Below are 24,386 nucleotides of genomic sequence, written 5' to 3' on the forward strand. Positions count from 1 at the left end.
GTCAGTCTCCGGGCAGCACGGCCAGTGGCGCCGCCAGCCGCGCATGCCAGTACGGGTGGAAAAGATTGGGCGCCTCGTCCAGGCCGTCCGTGCGCCGCTCCGGCCGGGAGAACAGACTTTCCGCCGCACTCCGTGCCCTGATCCGCTGACCGTCGGCGCCAGTCAGGTCCAGTTCAACGACGAAACTGGATGCCGCCTGATCCCCCATGGCCGGCGTCACATCCGGATAGCCGGCCAGCCCCCGCGACTGCCATGTCTGCCGGTCCCGCATCGCATACGACTCGGCCAGTGGATTGGCCTGGCCACCCACCAGATCCCAGCCGGCCGACGATCGCACCCAACGCCAGAAATCCTGTTCGGAAAAGTCCGGAGGTGCCCCTTCCACCTGGTCCGCACTGGCGGCCTGCCCGGGCTGTGCGGGCATCCACGCCCATCCCATGGCATATTCGCGGTAGTAGCAGCCGATCCATTGGTTGGAGCGCACGGCATGAAAGGATTCGGTATCCCCCGCTTGCCAACGCCCCGACTCATCCAGCACGGTTGTTCCCCGGCGGCGCAGCTCGTGACGCATGCCAGGACAGCGCGGTTCGACCATCCAGGCATTGCGCGCCGTGTAATTTCTGGGTTCCAGAAACGGGTACAGGCGCGCCACGTCACGAACCAGGGAAAACAGCGCCGCATCCGGAACGTGCCATCGAAGCAGCGCCGACCAGCGATCGGCCGACACGACGGGTTGCAGTTCCCCTGCGGAACGTTCAGGGTAATGCGCGGCAAGCACGGCGCGCATCGCATTCAGACGGGCCTGCGGCAGCCCCCGGATGAGGGTATCGGAGAGATCCCGCAGGGCGCCGTGGATGAAGGACTCGTGCGCGACGAACGCGCGCCCCAGTTCACCGGTGCTGCCTGCCTGCATCCGCAAACCGACGGCGGTGGACGCCGCGAGGTAGGCCCTGCCCTGATCCGCGCCAAACAGCATGCCGATCAGATATGCGGGCGGATTGCCCTGCGCCAGACGCTCCGCCTGCGTCCCGCCGTAGTGCGCCCAGCTGCCCAGGGTCAGCAGGTGGGCCATGGCCAGCTGATGCGCCAGCTGAGCGCGATTCAGGTAGGACAGGAAATTCAGCGTCCGCGCCTGCGTCAGCGCGCCGCTGTAGGCAGCCGCGTCCAGGCCATGCACCAGGCGGGTCTTGGCGGCCAGCACCTGACCCGTTGCAAAATAGCGCATCCACGCCAACCCCAGCAGCGCGACCAGCAGCATGCCGAAGACCAGCACCTGGCCCTGCTGCGAACGCCGGCTGTGGATGGCTGCCACGTCATTGCCCCGCGGCTGCATTGCCGGTGAACGACTTCAGGGTCTTGGCAGCGGCCTGAGCGGCCGCGGAATCGGCCGAGGCCTGGGCCGCCCGGGACTGTTCACTGCCGTCCTCGCCAGCGATCTCGCGGGCCATGGCAGCCGTCTGCGCCCGGATCACCTGACCGAATAATTGATAGACGGCAATGGCGGCCACGGCCACCAGGGCCACCACGATGATGTATTCGACCATCGCCTGGCCACGCTGACGGTCGGCGCGCCGTGGCAAGGTAAAACGCGGGGGGACACGATGGGATACGGGCATGGCGGACTCCGGGAAGGCAGGACTGGCACCCAGTGTGCCGCGCCCCGCCAAGCCCGCCTATTCGCACTTTCCGTCGTGGATAAAAACAGCCCGGTCCGCTCTCGCGAAACCGGGCTTTCGCGCCGGATGAATCTACGCGATCCGCAGTTTCAGGGTGCCCAGTCCATCGATCCGGCCTTCGAGACGATCGCCCGCCACCACCGCGCCAACCCCCGCCGGCGTGCCGGTGAAGATCAGATCGCCGGCCTGCAATTCGAACAGCGTGGACAGATAGGCGATGGCCTCTGGGACCGACCAGATCATGTCGGACAGATCCCCCGACTGGCGCGACTGCCCGTTGACTGTCAGGGCGATGTGGCCGGATGTCATCGGGCCCGTCTCGGCGACCGGATGCAGCGGCCCCAGGGGCGCGCTGTGGTCGAAGCCTTTTGCGGCGTCCCAGGGACGACCGGCTTTCTTGGCCTCGGCCTGCAGGTCACGGCGCGTCATGTCCAGACCGATCGCATACCCCCAGATGCATGCCGCAGCCTGTTCGACGGACAGGTCGCGCCCGCCCGAACCCAGCGCGGCGACCAGTTCGATCTCGTGGTGCAGGTCGGAGGTGAGCGGTGGATACGGCAGCACACCTTCGGCATCCGCCGCGATGTTCAGGACCGCATCGGCCGGCTTGGCGAAAAAGAAGGGAAGCTCACGCCCCGTATGGCCCATTTCGCGTGCATGATCCGCGTAATTGCGGCCCACGCAATAGATGCGACGCACCGGAAACCGGGCGGGGGTTCCCTGGACAGCCAGCAATGTGGCTGCCGGACATGGAATCACGGTGTCTGCCATGATTCAGGACTTTGCAGCCTGATGATAGCGATCGACCGATGCGCGGATTTCCTGTTTGGCGGCATCCACGCCCGACCAGCCCTGGACCTTGACCCATTTGCCCTTTTCCAGGTCTTTGTAGTGTTCAAAGAAATGCTGGACGCGTTGAAGTTCCTCGGCCGGCAGATCGGCCGTGGATTCCAGATGGCAGTACGGGGGATAGAGCTTGTCGACCGGACGGGCCAGCAGCTTGGCGTCCTTGCCGGCTTCGTCTTCCATGTTCATCACGCCCAGCGCGCGGCAGCGGATCACCGTACCGACCTGTACGGGAAAAGGAGCGATCACCAGGACATCCACCGGATCGCCGTCCTCGGACAGGGTTTGGGGAATATATCCGTAGTTGCAGGGATAGTGCATGGCCGTCAACATGAAGCGGTCGACGAACACCGCGCCGCTGGCCTTGTCGACCTCGTATTTGACCGGGTCCGCGTTCATCGGGATCTCGATGACGACGTTGAATTCTTCCGGCAGCTTGTCGCCGGCCGGTACGTGATTGAGGCTCATAGGATTCCTTGAAATGACTGTCTGTAAAACAAAAACCTATTTCCGGGTGCCGCCATCCGAAGTCAGCGACATGTCCACCCCCGGGATGGGCGCCGTATCGAAGTAATCGTCTTCCGGCCGGGCGGGCTGGGATGCCTGTGTCGCGGACGGCGGAGCCGCCGGGGCGTCGACCGGCAGGGGCGCGCTGTCCGTCGCATCCTGCAGATAAGCCCCGCTGGCGGCGACCGGCGCGCCAGCGGATGTATCCACCGAATCGCGCGGTGCCTCGACGAAACTGGGATCACCCTGGATGTCGGCGGCAGGCAGCGACCGGTGCATCGCGGGCAATTCCACGTCCGCCGCCTCGCAGGCCCGGCGCCAATGCGCCAGCGCCTGTTCGGGATGCCCGAGCGCCTCGTGCAGATTGCCCAGCAGGACATGAATATGCGTGTCGGCGCGCAAGGCCAGGCTACGTTCGAGGTAGTGCGCCCCCTGCCCCCAGAGCTGAGCGACCAGGCACAGCTGACCCAGCGCGGCCAGCAGCCCGGGATGGTCAGGGTGCGATTTCAGCCAGAGTTCCGCATGCCCCAGGCGCTGTCCGGCCTGCTGCGCGTCGCACTGGGCATATGCCCGAAGCAGCCGGTCATCCAGGCGGCGATTCAGGGCGGCCTCCAGGATCCGGGCCGATTCCGCCGGACGCCCGAAGCGCATCTGGGCGCGGGCACCGGCCAGGGCCACGAGCGGATCCAGACGCTCGTCGGCGGTCAGGTCGCCCCATAGCCCGCTCCAGCCGGATTCTTCCAGCGCGTCCAGGCGTTGGGCCGCCGATTCGCGGATGAATTGGCCAGCCTGCGCCTCGTCGATCGCGCTGCGCCGCAGCAGCAAGCGGGTGAGCGCATAGACGCGATCGGCATGGCCCAGCTGCCGGTGCGCCCGCAACAGCAGGCGGGTGGCATGCAGATAGCGCGACGAGGCGTCCTGTAAGGGTTCGAGCAGATCGAGCGCTTCCTGGGCCAGGTTCTGATCCAGGAACATCTCGGCCTTGACCGTATCGACGGCATGGCGCAGACGCGTATCCTGCCCCGCGCCCTCCTGGGCCAACTGCAGGGTCTGGTCGCGGCGGACATACTCGCCCATCAGATGCAGCGCGCGTGCCGCGCTGAGACCGGCCAGGACCCTGCGGTCGGCCGATCGCGTGCGCGCCAGCAAGTTGGAAAGATCCTTTTCCGCCTGGACGTAGCGCCCTTCGAGCACGTGGGTCCAGCCGCGCTCCAGCAATTCGATGTCGCGCTGCTGCGCCCGCCGGCCGCGCCAGGCGCGCAGGCGATCGGGGCTGTTGCCCATCCAGCGCAACAGCCGCAGCAGCCAGTGCAGCGCGACGAAGGCGACCAGCGCCAGCACCACGGCCAGCGGCAGCGAAAGTTCGATTCGCCAGGGCTGGGCAACGATGATGACGTTGCCGCCGTGATCATGCACCGCCAGAGCCAGAGCCACGGCGGCGGCCAGAAGAAGCAGGGTCCAGATCCAGGATCGCATCGTGCCCCCCCTTAGACCGCGCCTGCGCTGGCGGGCGCCTGTGCCGGTGTCCGCAGAATCGGGGGCTGGGGATCGGACTCGTTTTGGGCCGGCGCGTCCGGCGAGGCCGCGCCATCATTGGATAAATCGTTTTCCTGGGCCGCCTCGGCGTCGCGCGCGGCGGCGATCGCGGCCAGACTGTTGTCGACACCCGGCAGGGCGACCTCGATGGGGGTGTCATGCAGCGCGCGCGCGAGTTTCAGCGCCTGGCGGGCGGATTCCGCCCGCATGTCGTAGCGCTGCTCGATCGCCTGCGTGATGCGGGCGAGTTCGGATTTCCAGATCCGCGACTGATGCATCATGAGCGCCAGCTGCGCCGTCACCGCGCGCTGCTTCAGGCCCTCGCGGAACCGCAGAGCCTGATCGGGAGACATCAGCAAGGCGGCGGAATCATCCACCCGCCGGACATCGAACAGGCCTCGAAGGTCCTGGGAAAGCTGAGTCGCGGAATCCCGGGTCCAGTGCCAGGCGCCAGTCGCCACACCACGCCACCCGGCCTGATCCGTGGAGGCGGCGCCAGCCGCCGGCGGTGCCGCGGGTGCCGGGGCCGGGGAGGCATTGGGCTGGGCGGACGCCGGCACGACGGATTCCGCATGATCGGGCACCAACAGGGGCGCCGCGCCGATCAAGCCGGACAGCTGTTCGATCTGCCCCGACAAGGCGGGAAGGTTGATCGTCGCGACAGCGCGCAGGCGGTCGATATCGCCATTGATCGACTGCTGCAGCGCGGCCAGATTGGGCCGGTTGGCCCGCGCCAGTTGCGCCTGGGCGGCTTCCAGGGAAATGATGGCGTTGGCCACGTTGCCGCCCAGCGTCAGCTGCTGCTGGGCCATGGTGACCAGGTGATCGATGTCGTTGAGCAGCAGCAGATCCGAACCCGTGTCGGTCATCAGTTGCAAGGCCTGATCCAGTTCCTGGACCTGGCTGGCAGTCGCATCCAGCGTGTTGCGCAGGTCTTCGACCTGGGCGGCCTGCGCATGCGCCAGCGCCAGCGCCTGGGCCGCCTGGTCGCGGGCCTGTTGGATCAACTGGGTATTTTCGGTGTGCTGTCGCTGCAGATCGGCCTGCAGGACGCGGTACTGCCGGTGCTGTTCATACAGGGCCGCGGCCAGGATAACCGCCAGCAGCAGCAGGATGACCAGCGCGACGCGCCCCAGACCGGTCGGCTGTCGGGGAGATGCCTGGGCGCTCGCCAGAGCCGACGCAGGGGCCCTCGAATCGGGGGAGGAGGAAGGCGTGCTGTGATCGGTATCGCTCATGACGGCGTTCGGGTCCTTCAGGGAAGCTGTCGGGATGCTGCCACTATAGCCTGAAACAGCGCAGCCTCATCGGGACTGCTGAGCGTGACGTGCAACACCCCGTCCGGCCGGTCAGCGTAGAGACATTGTAAACGTCGCCCGATCCGCTCGTGCAAGGTGACGATGCGCAGTCGCCTGGGCCAGATTAGGCCCTGCGTCCGCAGGCTGGTCTCAATGGCATCCAGGGCCTCGAGGCTGGTCACCAGCAATACCACGGGGCCCTCGCCCGCCAGAGCCAGGCAGGCAGGTCGATCCCAGATCCGGGGGCTGCGCCGATACAGGGCATGGCAGGCGACGTCCCAGCCGCGTTGCCGTAACTGCCCGGCCAGCCAGTCGCGGCCCTGGGTGGCCCGCAGGATGTGCGCCCGGGCCGGCTTCAGGCCGAGCCCATCGATCGCCGCCAGCAGCGACTCGGAATCCGGCGGCTGTCCGGCTTCCGGGGCCAGGATGCAGTCATCCGGAACGTGAGCCTCCAGCGCCCGGGCGGTCGCGGTCCCGACAGCGCAGGCCCGCGCACCGTCCGGCCAAGACATCCGCCGTCCCGAAAAATAGGCGTCCACCGCCTGCCCGCTGACAAAGACGAGCAGATCGCCCGCGCGCGGATTCGGGCGTGGCGTATCGAGCGGTTCGATTTCCAGTGCCGGGGCTTCGATCACCGCCAGACCCGCCCGGCGCACGAGATCCGCCAAGCCACCGTTGCGTCCCTGCGGACGGGTCAGGATGACCCGGCACGCGGCGGTTGGCTGCCGCACGGCGGATCTCAGGCGTCAGTCGAGGACAGGCGCGCCAGAATGGCATCCGCGCCCTGGCCCAGCAGATCCCGGGCCACCGATTCGCCCAAGGCTTCTGCCTGATCCGCGGCACCCCGGGCCTGTGCCCGCAGCACACGGCTGCCATCTGGCTCCGCCACGAGCCCCCGCAGGAATAGTTCGTCGGCGTGCAAGACCGCATAGGCAGCCAGCGGCACCTGGCACGACCCGCCCAGAGCGCGCGACACCGCCCGCTCGGCCAGGACGCAGGCGGTGGTTTCCCGACAGACCAGCGGCTCGAGCCAGGATCGCAGGTCCGTGCGGGATGCCAGGGTCTCGATCCCCAGCGCACCTTGCCCGGCCGCCGGCAAACTGAGGTCCACCGGTAGAACGGACCGGATCCGCTCGCTCAGGCCCAGGCGCTGCAGGCCGGCCGCAGCCAGCACGATAGCGGCATAATCGCCACGATCCAGCTTGGCCAGCCGGGTATCCAGATTGCCTCGCAGGGGCTTGACGAGCAATTGTGGGTAGCGGGCGCGCAGCTGGGCCTCGCGGCGCAGGCTGGAGGTGCCGACCACCGCACCCGCGGGCAGATCATCCAGACTGGCAGCCGTATTCGACACCAGCGCATCACAGGGGTCGGCCCGCTGCAGCACCGCCGCCAGGGCGAAGGGCTGCGTCAGATCGACCGGCACATCTTTCAAGGAATGCACGGCCAGATCGGCGCGGCCGTCCAGCAAAGCGGTTTCCAGTTCTTTGACGAACAAGCCCTTGCCGCCGACCTTGGACAAGGTGCGATCCAGGATCTGATCGCCGCGCGTCGTCATCTCCAGCAGTTCGACCCGGCAATCGGGATACAGGGCCCGCAGGCGGGACTGCGCATGATGCGCCTGCCACAAGGCCAGACGGCTGGCCCGCGTGGCGATCACGAGTTTTTCGGGTGCGGACATCACAGGGTAATCCTCGAAAGCAGCAAGCGGGCGACCAGGCCGATGGCGGCCAGGACGATCAGGGTCTGGAGCAAAGTGGGACGTCTCAGTTTCATGGCGGTGCCGGTGGCGAACCAGGCCCGACATCAACGGCCGGGCCGATACTGGGCCAAACGTGCAAAGGCACAGGATAGCCTGTTAGGCGCCCCTGTGCCCGATCAGCATCCTGGCGGCCCGAAGGCCGCCAGGCGAAGGACCGACGCTTACAGCACAGTCTTGAGCAGCTTGCCCATTTCCGACGGATTGCGCGTCGTACGGATCCCGCAGGCTTCCATGATTTCGAGCTTGGCATCGGCCGTGTCGGCGCCGCCCGAGATCAGGGCGCCGGCGTGGCCCATCCGCTTGCCCGCCGGGGCCGTCACGCCGGCGATGAAGCCCACCACGGGCTTTTTCATGTTGTCTTTGGCCCACTGCGCGGCGTTGACCTCGTCGGGGCCGCCGATCTCGCCGATCATGATGACGGCGTCGGTGTCCGGATCGTCATTGAACATCTTCAGCACGTCGATGTGCTTCAGGCCGTTGATCGGGTCGCCGCCGATACCGACCGCGCTGGACTGACCCAGACCCAGTTCCGTGACCTGCGCCACGGCTTCGTAGGTCAGGGTGCCCGAGCGGCTGACGACGCCGATGCGGCCCTTGCGGTGGATGTGGCCCGGCATGATGCCGATCTTGATTTCGTCCGGCGTGATCAGGCCCGGGCAGTTGGGGCCCAGCAGCAAGGTCTTGCGATTTTCCGCGCGCATGCGGTTGCGCACTTCCAGCATGTCGCGCACGGGAATGCCTTCGGTGATGCAGATGGCCAGGTCCAGGTCGGCCTCGACGGCTTCCCAGATGGCGGCCGCGGCACCGGCGGGCGGCACGTAGATGACCGAAACGGTCGCGCCGGTGGCGGCCTTGGCGTCCTTCACGGAGGCGTAGATAGGAATGCCTTCGAAGTTTTCGCCTGCTTTCTTCGGGTGCACGCCGGCCACGAAGGCGGCGCGGCCGTTGCCGTACTCGCGGCACATGCGGGTGTGGAACTGGCCGGTCTTGCCGGTGATCCCCTGGGTGATGACCTTGGTGTCCTTGTTGATCAGAATCGACATGTTCTATTCCCTGAGATGCTTATTTCGCGGCGGCGACGACGGCGGTCGCAGCTTCGGCCATGGTGTCGGCGCTGATGATGGGCAGGCCCGAGGCCGCCAGCATCTTCTTGCCTTGTTCTTCGTTGGTGCCCTTCATGCGCACCACCAGCGGCACGCTGAGGTTGACGGCCTTGCAGGCCGCGATCACGCCTTCGGCGATGACGTCGCAGCGCATGATGCCGCCGAAGATGTTCACCAGAATGGCCTTGACGCCCTTGTTCTTGAGCATGATCTTGAAGGCTTCGGTGACCTTTTCGGCCGTGGCGCCACCGCCCACGTCCAGGAAGTTGGCCGGCTCGCCGCCGAACAGCTTGATCGTGTCCATGGTGGCCATCGCCAGACCGGCGCCATTGACCAGGCAGCCGATGTTGCCGTCGAGCTGGATGTAGGCCAGATCAAACTTGCTGGCCTCGATTTCGGCGGGATCTTCCTCGTCCAGATCGCGATAGGCGACGATGTCCGGGTGACGGAACAGCGCGTTGGCGTCGAAGTTGAATTTTGCGTCCAGGGCGACGATGTTGCCCTTGCTGTCACGGTTCAGGGGGTTGATCTCGACCAGCGAGGCATCGGTTTCCATGTAGCACGTGTAGAGCTTCTGGCACACGTCGATGAACTGGGCGACGGAATCGGCCGGCATGCCAACACCCTTGGCCAGCTTTTCACCGTCGGCCTGGGTGAAACCCTGCAGGGGATCGATCTGCACGGTGATGATTTTTTCGGGTGAGGAATGAGCGACTTCCTCGATGTCCATGCCGCCTTCGCTCGAAGCGATGAAGGCGACTTTCTGCGTGGCGCGGTCGGTCACGACGGACAGATAATATTCCTTCTGGATGTCGGCGCCGTCTTCGATGTACAGGCGGCGCACTTTCTGGCCTTCGGGGCCGGTCTGGTGCGTGACCAGTTGCATGCCCAGGATCTGGCTGGCCAGCGTCCTGACATCATCCAGCGTCTTGGCGACCTTCACCCCGCCACCCTTGCCGCGCCCACCGGCGTGGATCTGCGCCTTGACGACCCAGACAGGACCACCCAATTTCTCGGCTGCCGCCACGGCCTCGTCGACCGAGAGCGCGGGGATGCCGCGCGGGACAGTCACGCCAAACTTCTTCAGCAATTCCTTGCCTTGATATTCGTGAATTTTCATGAGTTACCTGTGGGTGAAGAGAAAAGAAAACCGCCGACGCGCCGTTTCGACGTGCCGACCTGGGCCAGGCCCGGAAGTCTAGCCTTCATGATGCTCTGCTTGCGCCGGCTCGTACCAGGGTGCGTAATGCCGCTGCACCACCGGGCCGTCCACCCGCAAAGCATGACAGCCGTCCAGCTGGAAGGGGCGCTGGCCGTCTGGATTCTGACGCCGACGCCCGGCCATGGTCTGGACGGCGGCGGTCGGCAGTACGTTGGTCAGTTCGGTGACATGCGTGCACCCGGCCGTGCGGCCGAAGCGTTCGCGCACGTGCTTGCGAAACTGGTTCAGGAGATTGAGCCCGACGAGCTGGCGGTAGTCTGGCGCGATGGCGCTGCAGAATTCGCCATAGGGGGCGGCGTCATAGGCCACCTCGGCATCGGTGATGGTGAAGCGGTCGTCGATGGTGACGCGCAGATGCATGTGATGGACCGGCGCACCCGCGGGATGCACCTGCCCGTCCCGAATCGGGAAATCGTACGATTTCGTGTCGATGAGCTCGGCTTCCAGGTCCCACAGCCCGTCCTCGCGGGCGTAGGACTGGACGCGTATCGATCGATGATGAAGGGGTTCACGGGGACACGCCGCAGCGGACAAAGGCATGAGGATGCAGGAGTCGAAATCTGTTTAAGCTTTCGATTATACAGTGCATGTGGATCCGCTTATGGCGAGGATTCAGGCAGCCTTGCGCAGCGCCCTGGCCGCGTGCACCATGGATTCCAGGGCCGCGCGCGTTTCCGGCCAGCCGCGGGTCTTCAGGCCGCAGTCCGGATTCACCCACAGGCGTTCGGCCGGCAGGCGCTGCGCCGCCTTGTGCATCAGATCGACCATCCAGTCCTCCTTGGGGATATTGGGCGAGTGGATGTCGTAGACCCCAGGACCGATGTCGTTCGGATAGGCGAAGTCCTCGAAAGCGCCCAGCAGCTCCATGTTCGAACGGGACGTTTCGATGGTGATCACGTCGGCATCCATGGCCGCGATCGCCTGGATGATGTCGTTGAATTCCGAATAACACATATGCGTGTGGATTTGCGTGTCGTCGTGCACGCCGCTGGTCGACAGGCGGAAGCTGTCCACGGCCCAATCCAGGTAGGCCTGCCAGTCGCCACGACGCAGGGGCAGGCCCTCGCGAAATGCGGGTTCGTCGATCTGAATGACGGTGATGCCGGCCGCTTCCAGATCCTGGACCTCGTCGCGCAGGGCCAGGGCAATCTGACGGCAGGTCTGTTCGCGCGGCTGGTCGTCGCGCACGAAGGACCATTGCAGGATCGTGACTGGTCCGGTGAGCATGCCCTTGACCGGCTTGTCGGTCAGCGACTGCGCATAGGAGGACCAGGCGACCGTCATGGGGGCCAGACGCGCGACGTCGCCGTAGATGAGCGGCGGCTTCACGCAGCGCGAGCCGTAGCTCTGCACCCAGCCATAGGCGGTAAAGGCAAAGCCGGCCAGCAGCTCGCCGAAGTATTCGACCATGTCGTTGCGCTCCGGCTCGCCGTGCACCAGCACATCCAGTCCGATGTCCTCCTGGAAGCGGATGACGCGCTCGATTTCTTCGCGGATGGCCTTCTCGTAGGCGGCATCACCCAGGGCACCGGCACGCCAGTCGCGGCGCAGGGCGCGGATCTCGGGCGTTTGCGGAAAGGACCCGATCGTGGTCGTGGGGAAGTCCGGCAGCCCCAACCGCTGCCGCTGACTGCGGATGCGCTGGGCAAAGGGAGTCCTGGCACGGCTGATGGTGGCGGACTCGGCCAGCCGCCGGGCCACGTCCTGGCGATGGATGCGGGCGGAATGGGCGCGATCCTGAACTGCCTGTCGGGTCTGTTCCAATGCGCGCAGGCTGTTTTCGTCGGCAGAACCATCCACCAGGGTACGCACCAGGCGCAACTCGTCGAGCTTCTGGATGGCAAAGGACAGCCAGCTGCGCAGTTCGGCATCCAGCCCGGTTTCCAGGGACAGATCGATCGGCACGTGCAGCAGAGAGCAGGACGGCGCAAGCCACAGCCGATCGCCCAGTCGCTGCGCGACCGGATTCACCCGCGACTGGATGGCGTCCGGGTCGGCGCGCCAGACGTTGCGCCCGTCGATCACCCCCAGGGACAGAACCTGGTCGGCACGCAGTCCCTGCACAACGGAGTCCAGCTGCGCGGGGGCACGGACCAAGTCCACGTGCAGCCCATGGACGGGCAGCGCCCGCACGACGTCCAGATTCGCATCGATGCCGCCAAAGTACGTGGCCAGGAGCACCTTCGGCCCTTGCGCGGCAAGACGATCATAAACACCCGCCAGTGCCTGCTTCCAGGTATCCGGCAGATCCAGCACCAGAATCGGTTCGTCGATCTGGACCCAGTCCACCCCTTGCGCCGACAGGCGCTGCAGGACCTGCTCGTAGACCGGCAACAAGGCTGGCAGCAGTTGCAGCTTGGCGTCGTCCGAAGCCCCCTTCGCATAGGCGTCACCCTTGCCCAGCCACAGCCAGGTCAGAGGCCCCGGAATCACGGGGCGGGCGCGATACCCGAGCGCCTGCGCTTCCGCGACTTGTTCGAACAGGGATTCACGCGCAATACGGTAGGTCTGCCCCGGATGTAGCTCCGGCACGATGTAGTGATAGTTGGTGTCGAACCATTTGGTCATTTCGCACGCCGCCGCCGGCGTGCCGGATGGGGCACGGCCGCGCCCCATGCGAAACAGGGTGTCGAGTTCGACCGGCGCATCATCGGCCTGCCCGAAGCGCGCGGGCACAGCCCCCAACAACGTCGTCCACTCCAGGATATGGTCGTACCAGGCGAAATCACCGACCGGTACCCATTGCAGCCCGGCCTGTGCCTGGACCGCCCAGTGCCGGGCCCGCAGTTCACGCCCCGTCTCCAGCAAGCTGGCCTGATCGGCTTTGCCGGCCCAATAGGCTTCCTGGGCGCGCTTCAGTTCACGGGCGGCGCCGACACGGGGGAAACCCAGATTATGAATGATCGTCATGATTAATCCTGATAACATTAAAATTTCTCAATGAACGATATTGTGCAGGGATTCGGCCCCAATAAAAAATCAAATCCTGCACGCATAAGATGAGAGAAACTCATGTTGAAGGAAGATCGAGATGATTGAAGTCCGCCATCTGGAAACCCTGCTGGCAATCCGGGACGGCGGCAGCCTGCAGGAAGCGGCCGAGCGGCTGCACCTGACGCAATCGGCCTTGTCGCACCAACTGCGCGATCTGGAAGTGCGGCTGAAGACATCGCTACTGAACCGGCGCACCCGCCCCGCCCGGTTGACCACGGCCGGTCTGCGCCTGGTCTCCCTGGCTGAAGACGTGCTGCCGCGCATCCGTGCCGCCGAACTGGAATTGCGCCGCCTGTCGGCCGGGCGCGCAGGACGGCTGCACGTAGCCATCGACTGCCATTCCTGCTTTCAGTGGCTGATGCCGACGCTGGATGCGTTCCGCAAGGACTGGCCGGAAGTGTCGCTGGACCTGTCGGCCGCGTTCTCTTTCGCACCCCTGCCCGCCCTGACGCGCGGCGATCTGGACGTCGTCATCACCTCGGACCCAGAACCAATGGATGCGGTGCGATATACGGCGCTGTTCGGCTATGAACTGGTTCTGGCGGTGCCCAGCCAGGGGCCGCTGGGCACGGCCCGGCGGATCGATCCCGAAGACCTGGCCGATCAGATCCTGATCACCTATCCTGTGGACCGCGGCCGCCTGGATATTTTTACGGCCTTCCTGGATGTGGCCGGCATCGAGCCGGCCGGCGTGCGCACGGCGGAATTGACCCCCATGATCGTACAGCTGGTCGCCAGCGGCCGGGGGGTCGCCGCCCTGCCCAGCTGGGCGCTGGACGAATACCGGAATCTGCCTGGCGTCCGGATCATACCGCTGGGTTCGGGAATCTGGCGCACGCTGCAGGCGGGTGTGCGGATCGAGGACGCGGACACGCCCTACGTGCAGGCGTTTCTGGAACAGGCGAGCAAGACCTGTTTCGAGACCCTGCCCGGAATCCGCACCGTGGCCTGACAGGATCAGACAGGATCGTCATCCGCCAAATCGCCCGCGCCCTCGAAGCGGGCGGACAGCACTCGCCGGATGCAGTCGGTGGTAAACCCCCGGCCGGCCAGGTAGCGGTACTGACGGGCATATTCGCGGGCATCGGCGGGGGGTTGCCCGAATTTTCGCTGCCAGACGCCCTGCGCGCGGCCCAGTTCGGACCCCTGCAGTTCGTGTTGCAGATCGCAGAGCTGCTGCGCATCCACGCCCTGCTGGCGCAGGGCCTGCACGATGCGCCTCGCCCCCTGGCGCGGCGCGGTGCGGTGCACATAGGCCTTGGCGTATCGTTCGTCGGACTGCCAGTGTTCGCGCTGCAGGTCATCGAGGACGGCTTCGATTTCCGCGGGATCATCGCTATATGCGGATAGCTTTCGGCGCAATTCAAGGCGGGAGTGTTCCCGCCGGGAAAGATAGGCCACGGCCCTGGCCTTGAGGCTGGGGCCGGACCGGGAGGCATCACTCATTCACGGCGGCGGACAGCCCACCCGAATTGCCACCGGCCGACTCGGCGCGCAGCGTGATCCCCAGGTGTTCACGCACCCGGTTTTCGATTTCGAACGCCAGGTCGGCGTGTTCTTTCAGGTAGTCGCGGACATTGTCCTTGCCCTGCCCGATGCGGTTGCCGTTATAGCTGTACCACGCGCCGGATTTGTCGATGAAGCCGGCCTGCACGCCCAGATCGATGATCTCGCCTTCGCGCGAGATGCCGGTGCCATACATGATGTCGAATTCCACCTGTTTGAAGGGTGGCGCGACCTTGTTTTTGACGACCTTGACCCGGGTTTCGTTGCCGACGACCTCGTCGCCCTTTTTGATGGAGCCGATGCGGCGGATGTCCAGGCGCACGGACGCATAGAATTTCAGCGCGTTGCCGCCCGTGGTGGTTTCGGGGTTGCCGAACATCACGCCGATCTTCATGCGGATCTGGTTGACGAAAATCACCATGCAGTTGGCGCGTTTTATCGTGGCGGTCAGTTTGCGCAGCGCCTGGCTCATGAGGCGGGCCTGAAGGCCCGGCAGCGAATCCCCCATGTCGCCTTCGATTTCGGCTTTCGGCACCAGGGCTGCCACCGAGTCGATGACGATGAGGTCGACCGAGCCGGAGCGCACCAGCGCGTCGGTGATTTCCAGCGCCTGTTCGCCCGTGTCGGGCTGCGAGATGAGCAGGTCTTCCAGGTTGACACCCAGATGCGAGGCATACTGGACGTCGAGCGCGTGTTCGGCATCGACGAATGCGCAGGTGCCGCCGATCTTCTGCATTTCGGCAATGACCTGCAGGGTGAGCGTGGTCTTGCCGGAGGATTCGGGACCGTAGATTTCGACTACACGTCCCCGCGGCAGACCACCGACGCCCAGGGCGATGTCCAGCCCGAGCGACCCGGTGGACACGACCTGAATGTCGTGTTCGACCTGGTTGTCGCCATAGCGCATGATGGAGCCTTTGCCGAATTGCTTCTCGATCTGCGACAGCGCGGCGGCCAGCGCCTTGGCGCGTTCGGGATTGGCCTTGCCGGTGCGTTCGTCCATGAGGGGGTTCCTTTCGTTGGGATCTTTGGGATCTGGTGCAGGGGAAATTATGGCACTAAATTATACTGTATAAAAAAACAGATGTGACAATCCCGACGCGCTCCCCAAAAAGGTCCATCGTTAACCCTAAATGACGCCATTCCCCGCCCATGAGAAAATCACTGGGAAAAAGGCGCACGTCAGCGCCCACCACCCGCCCCCCTGGATGTCATTCCCGCCATGCGTATCCTGATTGCCGAGGACGACAGTATTCTCGCCGACGGGCTGTCCCGATCCCTGCGCTACGACGGCTATGCTGTGGATGTGGTCCACGACGGCTCCAGCGCCGACTCCGCCCTGCAACTGCAGGCGTTCGATCTGCTGATCCTGGATCTGGGCCTGCCGCGTCTGTCCGGGCTGTCCGTGCTGCGCAAACTGCGCCAGCGCGGCACCCCCCTGCCGGTATTGATCCTGACCGCCGCCGATTCGGTCGAACAACGCGTCGAAGGCCTGGACCTGGGGGCCGACGACTACATGTCCAAACCCTTCGCTCTCAGCGAACTGGAAGCCCGCGTGCGCGCCCTGATCCGCCGGCACGGCGGCGCCCGCGCATCGGTGCTGCGCCATGGCCGCCTGGCCTTCGACCTGAACGGCAGGGTCGCCACCATCGACGAATCCCCGGTCGAACTGTCCGCCCGGGAAACCAGCCTGCTGGAAATTTTCCTGTCGCGCAGCGGCCGCATGATCAGCAAGCACCAGCTCGTCGACCTGCTCTGCGAATGGGGCGAGGAAGTCACGACCAACGCCATCGAGGTCTACATTCACCGCCTGCGAAAAAAGATCGAACCGGCCGGCGTGCGCATCCTCACCGTGCGCGGGCTTGGGTACTGCCTCGAACCCGAAAACCGCAGCCAGCCGGCCGATACGGCAGCCGTCGACTGACGGCGCGCCATGTTCGACAACCCCAGTCCCGCCCATGGCCGGCGTCGCCCCCGGCGCCACCCAACCCTGCTGGGCCGCATCCTGCTGTGGATGATCGTCCCCCTGTTCGTCCTGTGGTCGATCGGGATCGTGATCACCTACTTCATTTCCCTGAATATCGCCAACTCGCCCTACGACAAAACGCTGACCAGCCATCTGCGGCTGCTGCGCCACGAGGTCGAACAGCAGCGCCTGACCGCTGGCGTCACGCTGTCCGAATCGGCGCGGACAGTCCTGTCCGGCAACGGCGACGAGGCCCCGACCACGTGGCAGATCCTGGACGCCAACGGCCACCTGATGGCCGGCAATCCCAACGTCCCCACCCCGGAAAACTGGACCTACGACATCGACCAGATCCGCTTTCGCAATGCCACGCTGGACCATCAATCGATCCGGCTGGCCTACCTGTGGGGCGGACGCGACCGGGACGGCACCGGCTTCCTGACAGTTGTGGCCGAACCGGCACAGGCCCGCGCCACGCTGCAACAGGAAATCCTGACCGGGATGCTGACGCCCCAGCTCATCATTCTGCCGCTGGCCGCCATGCTGGCCGGCCTGGGCCTGACCCAGGGTCTGGAGCCGCTCAGCCTGCTGCAGGAACACATGCGCCGGCGCAAGCCCAGCGACCTGTCCCCCATCCGCGACGATCTGGCTCCGGCGGAGATCGTGCCGCTCATCGACGCCATGAACAACGTGCTGCAGCGCTTGTCGGCGTCCATCGAATCGCAGCGGCGGTTCGTCGCCAATGCCGCCCATCAGCTGAAGACGCCGCTGGCGGGCATCCGCACGCAATGCGAGATCGCCCTGCGCGAGCGTGAACCATCCCGCATGCGCGACAGCCTGCAGCAGCTCATCACCGGATCCCAGCGGGCCACGCGCCTGGTCAACCAGCTGCTGCTGCTGGCACGTGCGGAATCGCTGGACCCCAATCAATCGCGCACCACAGAACAGCTGGACCTGTACGCGCTGGCCGAAGACTGCACGGGGGAATGGGTGGCAACGGCCCTGGCGCGCGGCATCGACCTGGGTTTCGAATCCCCCGACGAGCCGCTGCCCGTATTCGGCAACCGCACCATGATCCACGAGCTGCTGAACAACCTGATCGACAACGCCCTGCTGTACACACCGGCGGGCGGCCAGGTGACCGTCCGCGCACTGCCCGACGGCGACCGGGTCTGCCTGGAAGTCCAGGATACGGGACCCGGCATCCCGCCCGATGAACAATCCCGGGTCTTCGACCGCTTCTATCGGATCCTGGGCCACGAGGCCGAGGGCAGCGGCTTGGGGCTGGCGATCGTGCGCGAAGTCGCCGAACACCACCAGGCCACGATCGACTTCCCGCCCCCCGGCAACCACCATGACCCGGTCAGCGCCGGGACCCGGCTGCGGGTCTCATTTCCCCGCGACAACGTCCCCAGGACCCGCACATGAATCGAGCCCATTCCGTGACGCCCGACGCGCTGGACGAGGCCAACCGACCCATGACGCACGAAGAGCGCCGGGTCATCCTGGCATCGTCCATGGGCACCGTGTTCGAGTGGTACGACTTCTATGTCTACGGCTCGCTGGCGGCCATCATCGCCCAGCATTTCTTCTCGGCCCTGAACCCGACGACGGGTTTCATCTTCGCGTTGCTCACCTTCGCGGCCGGTTTCGCCGTGCGCCCGTTCGGCGCCCTGGTGTTCGGCCGGCTGGGCGACATGGTCGGACGCAAATACGCCTTTGTGGTGTCGATCCTGATCATGGGCCTGTCCACCTTCCTGGTGGGCGTGCTGCCGTCGTCGGCCTCCATCGGCACGGCCGCGCCGATGATCCTGTTGCTGCTGCGCCTGCTGCAGGGGCTGGCGCTGGGCGGGGAATACGGCGGCGCCGCCGTCTACGTCGCGGAGCACGCCCCCCCGAACCGGCGCGGGTTTTTCACCAGCTGGATCCAGACCACGGCCACCACCGGCATGTTCCTGTCCCTGGTCGTGGTGCTGGGCACCCGCGCCACACTGGGCCAGGAAAGTTTCGATGCCTGGGGCTGGCGGGTGCCGTTCCTGATCTCCGTGCTGCTCCTGGTGATCTCGGTCTGGATCCGCCTGCGCCTGCACGAATCCCCCGCCTTTACCCGAATGAAGTCCGAAGGGCTGATTTCGCGCGCCCCGATCAAGGAAGCCTTCGGCCACTGGCGCAATCTGCGCCTGATCCTGCTGGCCCTGATCGGCCTGACGGCCGGCCAGGCGGTCATCTGGTACACGAGCCAGTTCTACGCCCTGTATTTCCTGACGGAAACCCTCAGGGTGGACGCCAGCATCGCCAATATTCTCGTGGCCCTGGCGCTGCTGCTGGCCTGCCCGTTTTTCCTGGTGTTCGGCTCCCTGTCCGACCGGATCGGCCGTAAACCCATCATCATGGCCGGCTGCCTGATCGCCTGCGTCAGCTATTTTCCGGTCTTCAAGGGCCTGACACACTACGCCAACCCGGCGCTGGAACGCGCACAGGCCCGGGCACCCGTGCGCGTGATCGCGGATCCGGCCAACTGCTCGCTGCAGTTCAACCCGATCGGGATCGCCTCGTTCACCAGTTCCTGCGACCTGCTCAAGGACTTCATGGCCAGCCACTCGGTGCACTACGTCAACCAGGCCGCGCCGGCCCGCACCGTCGCCTACGCGCTGGTGGGCGACCAACGCATCGATGCCTTCGAAGGCGGGAACCTGCCCCGCGCCGAGTTTGCCCGCCGCAATGCTGCATTGCAGCAGACACTCCGCGAGGCGGTCCGCAGCCACGGCTATCCCGCTTTCGCCGATCCCTCGCAGATCAGCTACGCCATGGTGCTGTTGCTGTTGTTCTTCCTGGTCCTGCAGGTCACCATGGTCTACGGGCCGATCGCCGCCATGCTGGTGGAAATGTTCCCCACCCGCATTCGCTACACGTCCATGAGTGTGCCCTACCACATCGGCAACGGCTGGTTCGGCGGCTTTGTCCCGCCCGTGGCCTTTGCGACCGTGGCCACCACGGGGAACATGTACGACGGTCTCTGGTACCCGGTCGTCATCAGCGCGATGACCCTGGTCGTCGGTGTGTTGTTCGTCCGGGAAACACGGCATAACGACCTGAACGCGCCTTGAATCGTTCAGAATATCGTCAGCGGTTCTCGCCTAGAATCTTGATGTGCATCAATTGACGGCCCGGATATCTTGTTCCCCCTTGTTGTCCTAGCCGATCGGCGATCGATGCACCACCGTCCATGCACCCCCCGCGAGCCTTTTTGTGTACGGACGGCTGCCTCTCCAGGCCCGGCGCAATCCGGGCCATTTTTTTGTGCGCAACCGGCCGACCTGGCCGGACAAGATCGGAACTGCCATCGCGTACAATCAAGACCCATTTCCACCGCCGCCCGCCGGCCCGCCCGCACAAGACCATGTGGTTCAAGAATCTCAAGCTCTATCGTCTCGCCCCCAACGCATCCCTGACCGCCGCCACCCTGGAAGCGGCGCTGGAACCCCTGGCCTTTCGCCCCGGCGGCAGCCAGGACAGCCAGGTGTCGGGATGGATGCCCCCGCGTGAGGACAGCGGCCTGGTCTATGCCCAGCACGGCCAGATCCTGATGCGGCTGCAGACAGAAAAAAAACTGCTGCCGACCACCGTGATCAATCAGGCCAGCCGCGCCCGCGCCCTGCAGATCGAAGAACAGCAGGGCTACAAACCCGGTCGCAAGCAGATGAAGGAAATCAAGGAGCAGATGACCATGGAGCTGCTGCCGCGCGCCTTCGTCATCGCCCATGACACGCGTGTCTGGATCGACACGGTCAACCACTGGGTCGCAATCGACGCGGCCGCCACAGCCCGCAGCGACGAAGTCCTGGGTCTGCTGGCCAAGACGCTGACGCCGTTTCCCATCCTGCCGCTGCACGTGGAGATGTCACCGGCCGCCGCCATGACGCTCTGGCTGACCGAGGAAGAACCCCCGGCGGGCTTTTCCATCGATCAGGATACGGAACTGCGCTCCACGGGCGAATCCCGGGCCACAGTGCGTTACGTGCGCCAGACGGTGGATACCGACGAGGTGCGCCGCCACATCCAGGCGGGCAAACAATGCACGCGCCTGGCCATGACCTGGAACGACCGCGTGTCGTTCGTGCTGACCGACAATCTGGACATCAAGCGAGTCGCCCCGCTGGACGTGCTGAAGGAACACCAGGACGCCCAGGCCGCCAACGACGCCGAGCGGTTCGACGCCGATTTCGCGCTGATGGCCGGCGAACTGGCCCGCATGCTCGACGACTTGGTGGCGGCGCTGGGTGGAATGAAAAGTTAGTACATCCCGTGAAACACGCTATCGTCCGGGCCGATATGTGACGGCGGCGTCCAGGTGACGTCGCGCAGCGAATGCTGCACCAGGTTCTCCACCCCCAGCAGCACCGCGAAGATCGCCATGCGCACCGGAATACCGTTGTCGGTCTGGCGGAAGATCGCCAGACGCGGATCATGGTTCAGATCCGTGCTGAGGTCGTAGGCCCCCTCGCGGCTGTCGCGCGGCAACGGGTGCATGACAATCACATCCGGCCCGCAGCTGGCGTCCACGATGGCGCGATTGACCTGAAAATCGGCGCTGTAGCCTTCCAGGTTTTCACCCGTGAAGCGTTCCTTCTGCACCCGGGTAGCGTAGATGACGTCCGCCCCCTTCAGGCCGGCCGCCAGATCGTGGGTCTGTTCCAGCACATGGCCATTCTTGCTGACCTGCTCCAGCAGGTATTCCGGCATCTCCAGGCCCGGCGGGGACACCAGGGTGAATTTCAGGCCACGATACAGGGCCAGCAGCTTGATCAGGGAATGCACGGTGCGGCCGTACTTCAGGTCGCCCGCCATGACGATATGCGCGCCATCCAGCAACTTTCCCAGCCGGGAAAACTCGGTCAGGATCGTGTAGAGATCCAGCAAGGCCTGGCTGGGGTGTTCGCCCGCCCCATCGCCGCCGTTGACCACGGGGATGTTGGTCGCGGCGGCGAACTCCGCCACCGAGCCCTTTTCCGGATGGCGGATCACCATGGCATCCACATAGCCGCTCATCACGCGGCTGGTGTCGTAGATCGATTCGCCCTTGGCCATCGACGAAAACGTGAAGCCCGTCGTATCGCACACCGAGCCGCCCAGCCGGCAAAACGCCGCGCCGAAGCTCACGCGGGTGCGCGTGCTGGCCTCGAAGAACAGATTGCCCAGCACGGCGCCTTCCAGCACCCGCGAGACCTTCTGGCGCCGGGCGATGGGCTGCATCAGGTCGGCCACCCGAAACAGATCCTCCACGGACTCGCGGCTGAACTGATCGACGGACAGCAGCTGATGCTTGTTGTCGATGGCGATCCGTTCCCGCAACGGGCCGGATTGTGCGCTTTGCGCATACTTTTCCGTGAGTGCGCCGTTTTCCACGATCTCGGTCACAAAACGCGACACCACTTCCGGCATCGTGCGGGCTTCCTGGGAGCCCTCCGGCAGAAGCCACGTGTCCAGTGCGCGACGTTTGACACCGATGCGGGCGGCAAACACATCGCGTGTCAGGTTTAAACGACGCATCGCGTCACGCAGGAAAACTTGCTGGGAAACGGCCATGATCAGATCCAATATACGCAATGCGTAGATTTTTAATCCAATACAACCAGATTCGCAAGTGAAATTTGATTTCCCTGGCAATCCGCATGAACCGCAACAATCGTCCGGGGTTCGATTCGCCAGGCACTGGCAAGTACTGAACCGCGCTACGGCACCCCCGCCACGGAACGGGCAGCGATTTCGGCGTTACGCAGCGAGCCAACGGCAAAAGCCAGTTTCTGTTCGCTGATGGGCGTCGCATAAGCCGGTGCGGCCAGCATGATCTGCCCCACGACCAAGGCCAGGCGCAGGCCTGGGTGGGCCGACGTTGCGGCACGCAGCTTCGCCAGACCCTCGTCCTTCAGGATCAGCACCAGCAGGCCGCCGCCCGCCTGGTCGGTCGCCGACTGGATGCCCATCAGATCACTGCGGTTGATGATCGCATCGGTGCGGACATACAGAATACCGGAAGGCTTCAGAGGCACCGGAGTCCACCCCGGATGATCATGGACATCGGCCAGGAACACCCTCAGATCGGTTGCCTGGCGGTCATTGGCAAGCGGCTGCACGGGATCCGAGCGAACCGGGGTATCCGCCATCCGATCCGCCGGCGGGGGCGCGTGATCGGGGACAGGCCCCGGACCCGGAACCGGAATCGCGACGGCCTGCGCGGCAGCAGGGCTCTGGGGCCCTGCGGGCCGCGACACTGAAGCGCCAGCCGAACCGGCTGCTGGCCCTGACAGCGAGACCGACTGACAGGCAGCCAGCACCAATACCGACAGAATCACAGCCATACGCCGCATCCGGTATCCGACGACAATCCCGCGCCCTGTCGATATCCCAGTCATCCGGATTCCCTGTCTCCGGCATCCAGGCCTATCCTTCATCATGAAGCCCCTCTTCCTGTTCTCATCGGGATACTTTATCGCAACCGGGCCGATTCCGGCGGCGCCACTATGCGATAATTCCGCTTCTTCGGCTGCCGTCAGCCATTCGCGCCGGCAGTCCGTGGGCCTCTAGCTCATGCCTGGTTAGAGCAGTGGACTCATAATCCATTGGTGCCGAGTTCGACTCTCGGGGGGCCCACCAGAATTGAATTCTTATCCCAATGCGAAAGCAATCCCTTCCGGCCGGCCCCGATCAGGAATGCCGGTCGATAGCGGTTCTATGACGTTCTAACTCAACCTTCCGCGTCCACATACATCCATCGCCCGTCTTCCCGTACGAAGCGGCTCGTCTCGTGGATGCGCGAGGCCCGGCCGTGGATCCGGACTCGTGCGACGAACTCGACGATCGCGTGATCCGCGTCCGGGTGGACGTGGCGGCGCACCTCCAGCCCCAGCCAGCGCGTGCCGGGTTCGTTGGGCTCCAGCCGGGATGGACGGGTGTCGGGATGCCAGGTCTGCATCAGATAGTCGATCTCGTCCAGCACGTAGGCGCTGTAGCGCGAGCGCATCAGCGTCTGGGCGTCGGGAGCCTGCAGGTGTTCGGGGCCGTGATGCCAGCGCCCGCAGCATGCCGCGTAAGTGGCGGAAAGACCGCAGGGGCACGGCTGATCGGGGCCGGACTGAAGGGATTGCTTTCGCATTGGGGTAGGAATTCAATTCCGGTGGGCCGCCCGAGTGTCGAACTCGGCGCCAACCCATAGGGGATCTGCTGGTTTTGAGCTTTAGTAATGGTAACGACAGGAAATGACGGTGATGGCAGTATCATCCACCGCATACACCAGACGGTTCGTATCATCGATACGCCGCGACCAGAAACCTGATAAGTTTTCCTTTAAAGCCTCGGGTTTGCCGATGCCATCAAAAGGTGTGCGGCGCACGTTGTCGATGAGCTTGTTGATGCGTTTGAGCGTCTTGCGATCCTGATCTTGCCAGTACACGTAATCGTCCCAGGCTGCGTCGGTCCAGCACAGCAGACGATCAGCCATCGACCGGCTCCTGTGCCTTGACCTTACCGGCACGATACTGCTCGATCGATTGGTTCAGGTGCTTTGCGTTGGCGGGGGAACGCAGCAGGTGTACGGTTTCCATCAGGCTGTTGTAGGAGTCCAGTGACATCACCACAGCGTCCTCGGCATCCCGGCGCGTGATGATGGTGGTATCCGCGTCATTGACCACAGCGTCCAGGACCGCCTTCAGGCTGTTGCGTGCTTCTGAAAAAGAGACAATTTTCATGTGAGCCTCACTTGTTCAACCTTCTGTACAAGTTTATCCCAAAGTCGCAACATGTACAACATAGCAGACAAGAATTGCCCCATGAGGCGTTGGACCGGAAAGCCGTTCGCGATACAGTCGTGAGTCTGCTTGCCCGTGGCGGCCGCGGAGATCCCAAGCAGCGCATGCAGGCGCGCGCGGTAGGTCGAGTAACCTTCATTTCGCAGTGCTTCAGCAAACATGGAAGAC

Annotated in this window: 25 protein-coding genes and 1 tRNA gene; 6 read left to right on the forward strand and 20 right to left on the reverse strand. The window is 64.8% G+C overall.

From position 1 onward, the window contains the following. Nucleotide 1 precedes the first annotated feature (1 nt). The 12 genes from ABCV34_RS04390 to metE all read right to left on the reverse strand — a co-directional run bounded on the left by ABCV34_RS04390 (nucleotide 2) and on the right by metE (nucleotide 12,857). A complete protein-coding gene (locus ABCV34_RS04390) occupies nucleotides 2–1,312 on the reverse strand; it encodes a hypothetical protein (protein ID WP_345798004.1) in 1,311 nt (436 codons plus the stop codon). 1 nt (nucleotide 1,313) lies between these two features. Then, nucleotides 1,314–1,616, reverse strand: a complete 303-nt coding sequence (locus ABCV34_RS04395; protein ID WP_345798005.1) for a hypothetical protein — start codon at nucleotides 1,614–1,616, stop codon at nucleotides 1,314–1,316. Nucleotides 1,617–1,748: 132 nt separating this feature from the next. After that, the gene (locus ABCV34_RS04400) at nucleotides 1,749–2,447 is read right to left on the reverse strand and encodes a fumarylacetoacetate hydrolase family protein (protein ID WP_345798006.1); all 699 of its coding nucleotides are present in this window, start codon (nucleotides 2,445–2,447) and stop codon (nucleotides 1,749–1,751) included. A gap of 3 nt (nucleotides 2,448–2,450) precedes the next feature. Continuing rightward, complete coding sequence (gene ppa, locus ABCV34_RS04405; RefSeq protein ID WP_345798007.1) at nucleotides 2,451–2,990, reverse strand: inorganic diphosphatase; 540 nt, start codon at nucleotides 2,988–2,990, stop codon at nucleotides 2,451–2,453. Nucleotides 2,991–3,026: 36 nt separating this feature from the next. Beyond that, nucleotides 3,027–4,505, reverse strand: coding sequence for a heme biosynthesis HemY N-terminal domain-containing protein (locus ABCV34_RS04410; protein ID WP_345798008.1), 1,479 nt, complete (start codon nucleotides 4,503–4,505; stop codon nucleotides 3,027–3,029). Between the two features lie 11 nt (nucleotides 4,506–4,516). Then, nucleotides 4,517–5,803, reverse strand: a complete 1,287-nt coding sequence (locus tag ABCV34_RS04415) for a uroporphyrinogen-III C-methyltransferase (protein ID WP_345798009.1) — start codon at nucleotides 5,801–5,803, stop codon at nucleotides 4,517–4,519. A gap of 17 nt (nucleotides 5,804–5,820) precedes the next feature. Further along, nucleotides 5,821–6,594, reverse strand: a complete 774-nt coding sequence (locus ABCV34_RS04420; protein WP_345798010.1) for a uroporphyrinogen-III synthase — start codon at nucleotides 6,592–6,594, stop codon at nucleotides 5,821–5,823. A gap of 8 nt (nucleotides 6,595–6,602) precedes the next feature. Beyond that, nucleotides 6,603–7,541: a hydroxymethylbilane synthase gene (gene hemC / locus ABCV34_RS04425; RefSeq protein WP_345798011.1), complete on the reverse strand. Its 939-nt coding sequence runs from the start codon at nucleotides 7,539–7,541 to the stop codon at nucleotides 6,603–6,605. A gap of 242 nt (nucleotides 7,542–7,783) precedes the next feature. Continuing rightward, a complete protein-coding gene (gene sucD, locus ABCV34_RS04430; RefSeq protein WP_345798012.1) occupies nucleotides 7,784–8,665 on the reverse strand; it encodes a succinate--CoA ligase subunit alpha in 882 nt (293 codons plus the stop codon). A 19-nt stretch (nucleotides 8,666–8,684) separates the two neighbouring features. Further along, nucleotides 8,685–9,845, reverse strand: a complete 1,161-nt coding sequence (gene sucC, locus ABCV34_RS04435) for an ADP-forming succinate--CoA ligase subunit beta (RefSeq protein ID WP_345798013.1) — start codon at nucleotides 9,843–9,845, stop codon at nucleotides 8,685–8,687. 78 nt (nucleotides 9,846–9,923) lie between these two features. Next, entirely contained in the window at nucleotides 9,924–10,487 is a 564-nt protein-coding gene (locus ABCV34_RS04440) for a DUF2889 domain-containing protein (protein WP_345798014.1), read from the reverse strand. Nucleotides 10,488–10,559: 72 nt separating this feature from the next. After that, the gene (gene metE, locus ABCV34_RS04445) at nucleotides 10,560–12,857 is read right to left on the reverse strand and encodes a 5-methyltetrahydropteroyltriglutamate--homocysteine S-methyltransferase (protein WP_345798015.1); all 2,298 of its coding nucleotides are present in this window, start codon (nucleotides 12,855–12,857) and stop codon (nucleotides 10,560–10,562) included. A 121-nt stretch (nucleotides 12,858–12,978) separates the two neighbouring features. Here metE and ABCV34_RS04450 point away from each other — a divergent pair, with 121 nt between their 5' ends. Next, nucleotides 12,979–13,893, forward strand: coding sequence for a LysR substrate-binding domain-containing protein (locus tag ABCV34_RS04450; RefSeq protein ID WP_345798016.1), 915 nt, complete (start codon nucleotides 12,979–12,981; stop codon nucleotides 13,891–13,893). Between the two features lie 5 nt (nucleotides 13,894–13,898). Here the strand turns inward: ABCV34_RS04450 and recX are convergent, their stop codons facing one another. Then, entirely contained in the window at nucleotides 13,899–14,387 is a 489-nt protein-coding gene (recX, locus tag ABCV34_RS04455) for a recombination regulator RecX (protein WP_345798017.1), read from the reverse strand. Next, nucleotides 14,380–15,450 (reverse strand): recombinase RecA, encoded by a 1,071-nt coding sequence (recA, locus tag ABCV34_RS04460; protein ID WP_345798018.1) that lies wholly within the window; start codon nucleotides 15,448–15,450, stop codon nucleotides 14,380–14,382. The genes recX and recA overlap by 8 nt, the downstream gene beginning before the upstream one ends. Before the next feature lie 219 nt (nucleotides 15,451–15,669). On the opposite strand from recA, the gene ABCV34_RS04465 reads away from it, so the two are divergent. The 4 genes from ABCV34_RS04465 (at nucleotide 15,670) to ABCV34_RS04480 (ending at nucleotide 20,710) form a co-directional block, all read left to right on the forward strand. Further along, the gene (locus ABCV34_RS04465; protein ID WP_345798019.1) at nucleotides 15,670–16,371 is read left to right on the forward strand and encodes a response regulator transcription factor; all 702 of its coding nucleotides are present in this window, start codon (nucleotides 15,670–15,672) and stop codon (nucleotides 16,369–16,371) included. 9 nt (nucleotides 16,372–16,380) lie between these two features. Then, a complete protein-coding gene (locus tag ABCV34_RS04470; protein WP_345798020.1) occupies nucleotides 16,381–17,841 on the forward strand; it encodes a sensor histidine kinase N-terminal domain-containing protein in 1,461 nt (486 codons plus the stop codon). Between the two features lie 50 nt (nucleotides 17,842–17,891). Further along, nucleotides 17,892–19,520 (forward strand): MFS transporter, encoded by a 1,629-nt coding sequence (locus ABCV34_RS04475; protein WP_345798703.1) that lies wholly within the window; start codon nucleotides 17,892–17,894, stop codon nucleotides 19,518–19,520. 293 nt (nucleotides 19,521–19,813) lie between these two features. Continuing rightward, nucleotides 19,814–20,710 (forward strand): recombination-associated protein RdgC, encoded by an 897-nt coding sequence (locus ABCV34_RS04480; protein WP_345798021.1) that lies wholly within the window; start codon nucleotides 19,814–19,816, stop codon nucleotides 20,708–20,710. Here ABCV34_RS04480 and ABCV34_RS04485 read toward each other — a convergent pair. After that, entirely contained in the window at nucleotides 20,707–21,999 is a 1,293-nt protein-coding gene (locus tag ABCV34_RS04485; protein WP_345798022.1) for an aspartate carbamoyltransferase, read from the reverse strand. The two genes, ABCV34_RS04480 and ABCV34_RS04485, sit on opposite strands and share 4 nt — an antisense overlap. A gap of 146 nt (nucleotides 22,000–22,145) precedes the next feature. Beyond that, nucleotides 22,146–22,772: a hypothetical protein gene (locus ABCV34_RS04490; protein ID WP_345798023.1), complete on the reverse strand. Its 627-nt coding sequence runs from the start codon at nucleotides 22,770–22,772 to the stop codon at nucleotides 22,146–22,148. 216 nt (nucleotides 22,773–22,988) lie between these two features. Between ABCV34_RS04490 and ABCV34_RS04495 the strand changes: the two genes are divergently transcribed. Then, nucleotides 22,989–23,067, forward strand: a tRNA-Ile gene (locus ABCV34_RS04495). A gap of 91 nt (nucleotides 23,068–23,158) precedes the next feature. On the opposite strand, the gene ABCV34_RS04500 is transcribed toward ABCV34_RS04495, so the two are convergent. The 4 genes from ABCV34_RS04500 to ABCV34_RS04515 all read right to left on the reverse strand — a co-directional run bounded on the left by ABCV34_RS04500 (nucleotide 23,159) and on the right by ABCV34_RS04515 (nucleotide 24,379). After that, nucleotides 23,159–23,566, reverse strand: a complete 408-nt coding sequence (locus ABCV34_RS04500) for a YchJ family metal-binding protein (RefSeq protein ID WP_345798024.1) — start codon at nucleotides 23,564–23,566, stop codon at nucleotides 23,159–23,161. 81 nt (nucleotides 23,567–23,647) lie between these two features. Then, nucleotides 23,648–23,911, reverse strand: coding sequence for a Txe/YoeB family addiction module toxin (locus ABCV34_RS04505; RefSeq protein WP_345798025.1), 264 nt, complete (start codon nucleotides 23,909–23,911; stop codon nucleotides 23,648–23,650). Further along, nucleotides 23,904–24,158, reverse strand: coding sequence for a type II toxin-antitoxin system prevent-host-death family antitoxin (locus tag ABCV34_RS04510; protein ID WP_345798026.1), 255 nt, complete (start codon nucleotides 24,156–24,158; stop codon nucleotides 23,904–23,906). Before ABCV34_RS04510 ends, ABCV34_RS04505 begins: the two co-directional genes overlap by 8 nt. Further along, complete coding sequence (locus ABCV34_RS04515; protein WP_345798027.1) at nucleotides 24,155–24,379, reverse strand: hypothetical protein; 225 nt, start codon at nucleotides 24,377–24,379, stop codon at nucleotides 24,155–24,157. The genes ABCV34_RS04510 and ABCV34_RS04515 overlap by 4 nt, the downstream gene beginning before the upstream one ends. Nucleotides 24,380–24,386: the final 7 nt, after the last annotated feature.

This window comes from Castellaniella sp. MT123 (assembly GCF_039614765.1).
Lineage (GTDB): Bacteria > Pseudomonadota > Gammaproteobacteria > Burkholderiales > Burkholderiaceae_B > Castellaniella.

What these genes read in the sequence shown, in the direction of transcription:
- ABCV34_RS04395 (WP_345798005.1), bottom strand. Translation starts at nt 1,616, where the DNA reads ATGCCCGTATCCCATCGTGTCCCCCCGCGTTTTACCTTGCCACGGCGC.
- ABCV34_RS04400 (WP_345798006.1), bottom strand. Translation starts at nt 2,447, where the DNA reads ATGGCAGACACCGTGATTCCATGTCCGGCAGCCACATTGCTGGCTGTC.
- ppa (WP_345798007.1), bottom strand. Translation starts at nt 2,990, where the DNA reads ATGAGCCTCAATCACGTACCGGCCGGCGACAAGCTGCCGGAAGAATTC.
- ABCV34_RS04410 (WP_345798008.1), bottom strand. Translation starts at nt 4,505, where the DNA reads ATGCGATCCTGGATCTGGACCCTGCTTCTTCTGGCCGCCGCCGTGGCT.
- ABCV34_RS04415 (WP_345798009.1), bottom strand. Translation starts at nt 5,803, where the DNA reads ATGAGCGATACCGATCACAGCACGCCTTCCTCCTCCCCCGATTCGAGG.
- hemC (WP_345798011.1), bottom strand. Translation starts at nt 7,541, where the DNA reads ATGTCCGCACCCGAAAAACTCGTGATCGCCACGCGGGCCAGCCGTCTG.
- sucD (WP_345798012.1), bottom strand. Translation starts at nt 8,665, where the DNA reads ATGTCGATTCTGATCAACAAGGACACCAAGGTCATCACCCAGGGGATC.
- sucC (WP_345798013.1), bottom strand. Translation starts at nt 9,845, where the DNA reads ATGAAAATTCACGAATATCAAGGCAAGGAATTGCTGAAGAAGTTTGGC.
- ABCV34_RS04440 (WP_345798014.1), bottom strand. Translation starts at nt 10,487, where the DNA reads ATGCCTTTGTCCGCTGCGGCGTGTCCCCGTGAACCCCTTCATCATCGA.
- metE (WP_345798015.1), bottom strand. Translation starts at nt 12,857, where the DNA reads ATGACGATCATTCATAATCTGGGTTTCCCCCGTGTCGGCGCCGCCCGT.
- ABCV34_RS04450 (WP_345798016.1), top strand. Translation starts at nt 12,979, where the DNA reads ATGATTGAAGTCCGCCATCTGGAAACCCTGCTGGCAATCCGGGACGGC.
- recX (WP_345798017.1), bottom strand. Translation starts at nt 14,387, where the DNA reads ATGAGTGATGCCTCCCGGTCCGGCCCCAGCCTCAAGGCCAGGGCCGTG.
- recA (WP_345798018.1), bottom strand. Translation starts at nt 15,450, where the DNA reads ATGGACGAACGCACCGGCAAGGCCAATCCCGAACGCGCCAAGGCGCTG.
- ABCV34_RS04465 (WP_345798019.1), top strand. Translation starts at nt 15,670, where the DNA reads ATGCGTATCCTGATTGCCGAGGACGACAGTATTCTCGCCGACGGGCTG.
- ABCV34_RS04470 (WP_345798020.1), top strand. Translation starts at nt 16,381, where the DNA reads ATGTTCGACAACCCCAGTCCCGCCCATGGCCGGCGTCGCCCCCGGCGC.
- ABCV34_RS04475 (WP_345798703.1), top strand. Translation starts at nt 17,892, where the DNA reads ATGACGCACGAAGAGCGCCGGGTCATCCTGGCATCGTCCATGGGCACC.
- ABCV34_RS04480 (WP_345798021.1), top strand. Translation starts at nt 19,814, where the DNA reads ATGTGGTTCAAGAATCTCAAGCTCTATCGTCTCGCCCCCAACGCATCC.
- ABCV34_RS04485 (WP_345798022.1), bottom strand. Translation starts at nt 21,999, where the DNA reads ATGGCCGTTTCCCAGCAAGTTTTCCTGCGTGACGCGATGCGTCGTTTA.
- ABCV34_RS04490 (WP_345798023.1), bottom strand. Translation starts at nt 22,772, where the DNA reads ATGGCTGTGATTCTGTCGGTATTGGTGCTGGCTGCCTGTCAGTCGGTC.
- ABCV34_RS04500 (WP_345798024.1), bottom strand. Translation starts at nt 23,566, where the DNA reads ATGCGAAAGCAATCCCTTCAGTCCGGCCCCGATCAGCCGTGCCCCTGC.
- ABCV34_RS04505 (WP_345798025.1), bottom strand. Translation starts at nt 23,911, where the DNA reads ATGGCTGATCGTCTGCTGTGCTGGACCGACGCAGCCTGGGACGATTAC.
- ABCV34_RS04510 (WP_345798026.1), bottom strand. Translation starts at nt 24,158, where the DNA reads ATGAAAATTGTCTCTTTTTCAGAAGCACGCAACAGCCTGAAGGCGGTC.
- ABCV34_RS04515 (WP_345798027.1), bottom strand. Translation starts at nt 24,379, where the DNA reads ATGTTTGCTGAAGCACTGCGAAATGAAGGTTACTCGACCTACCGCGCG.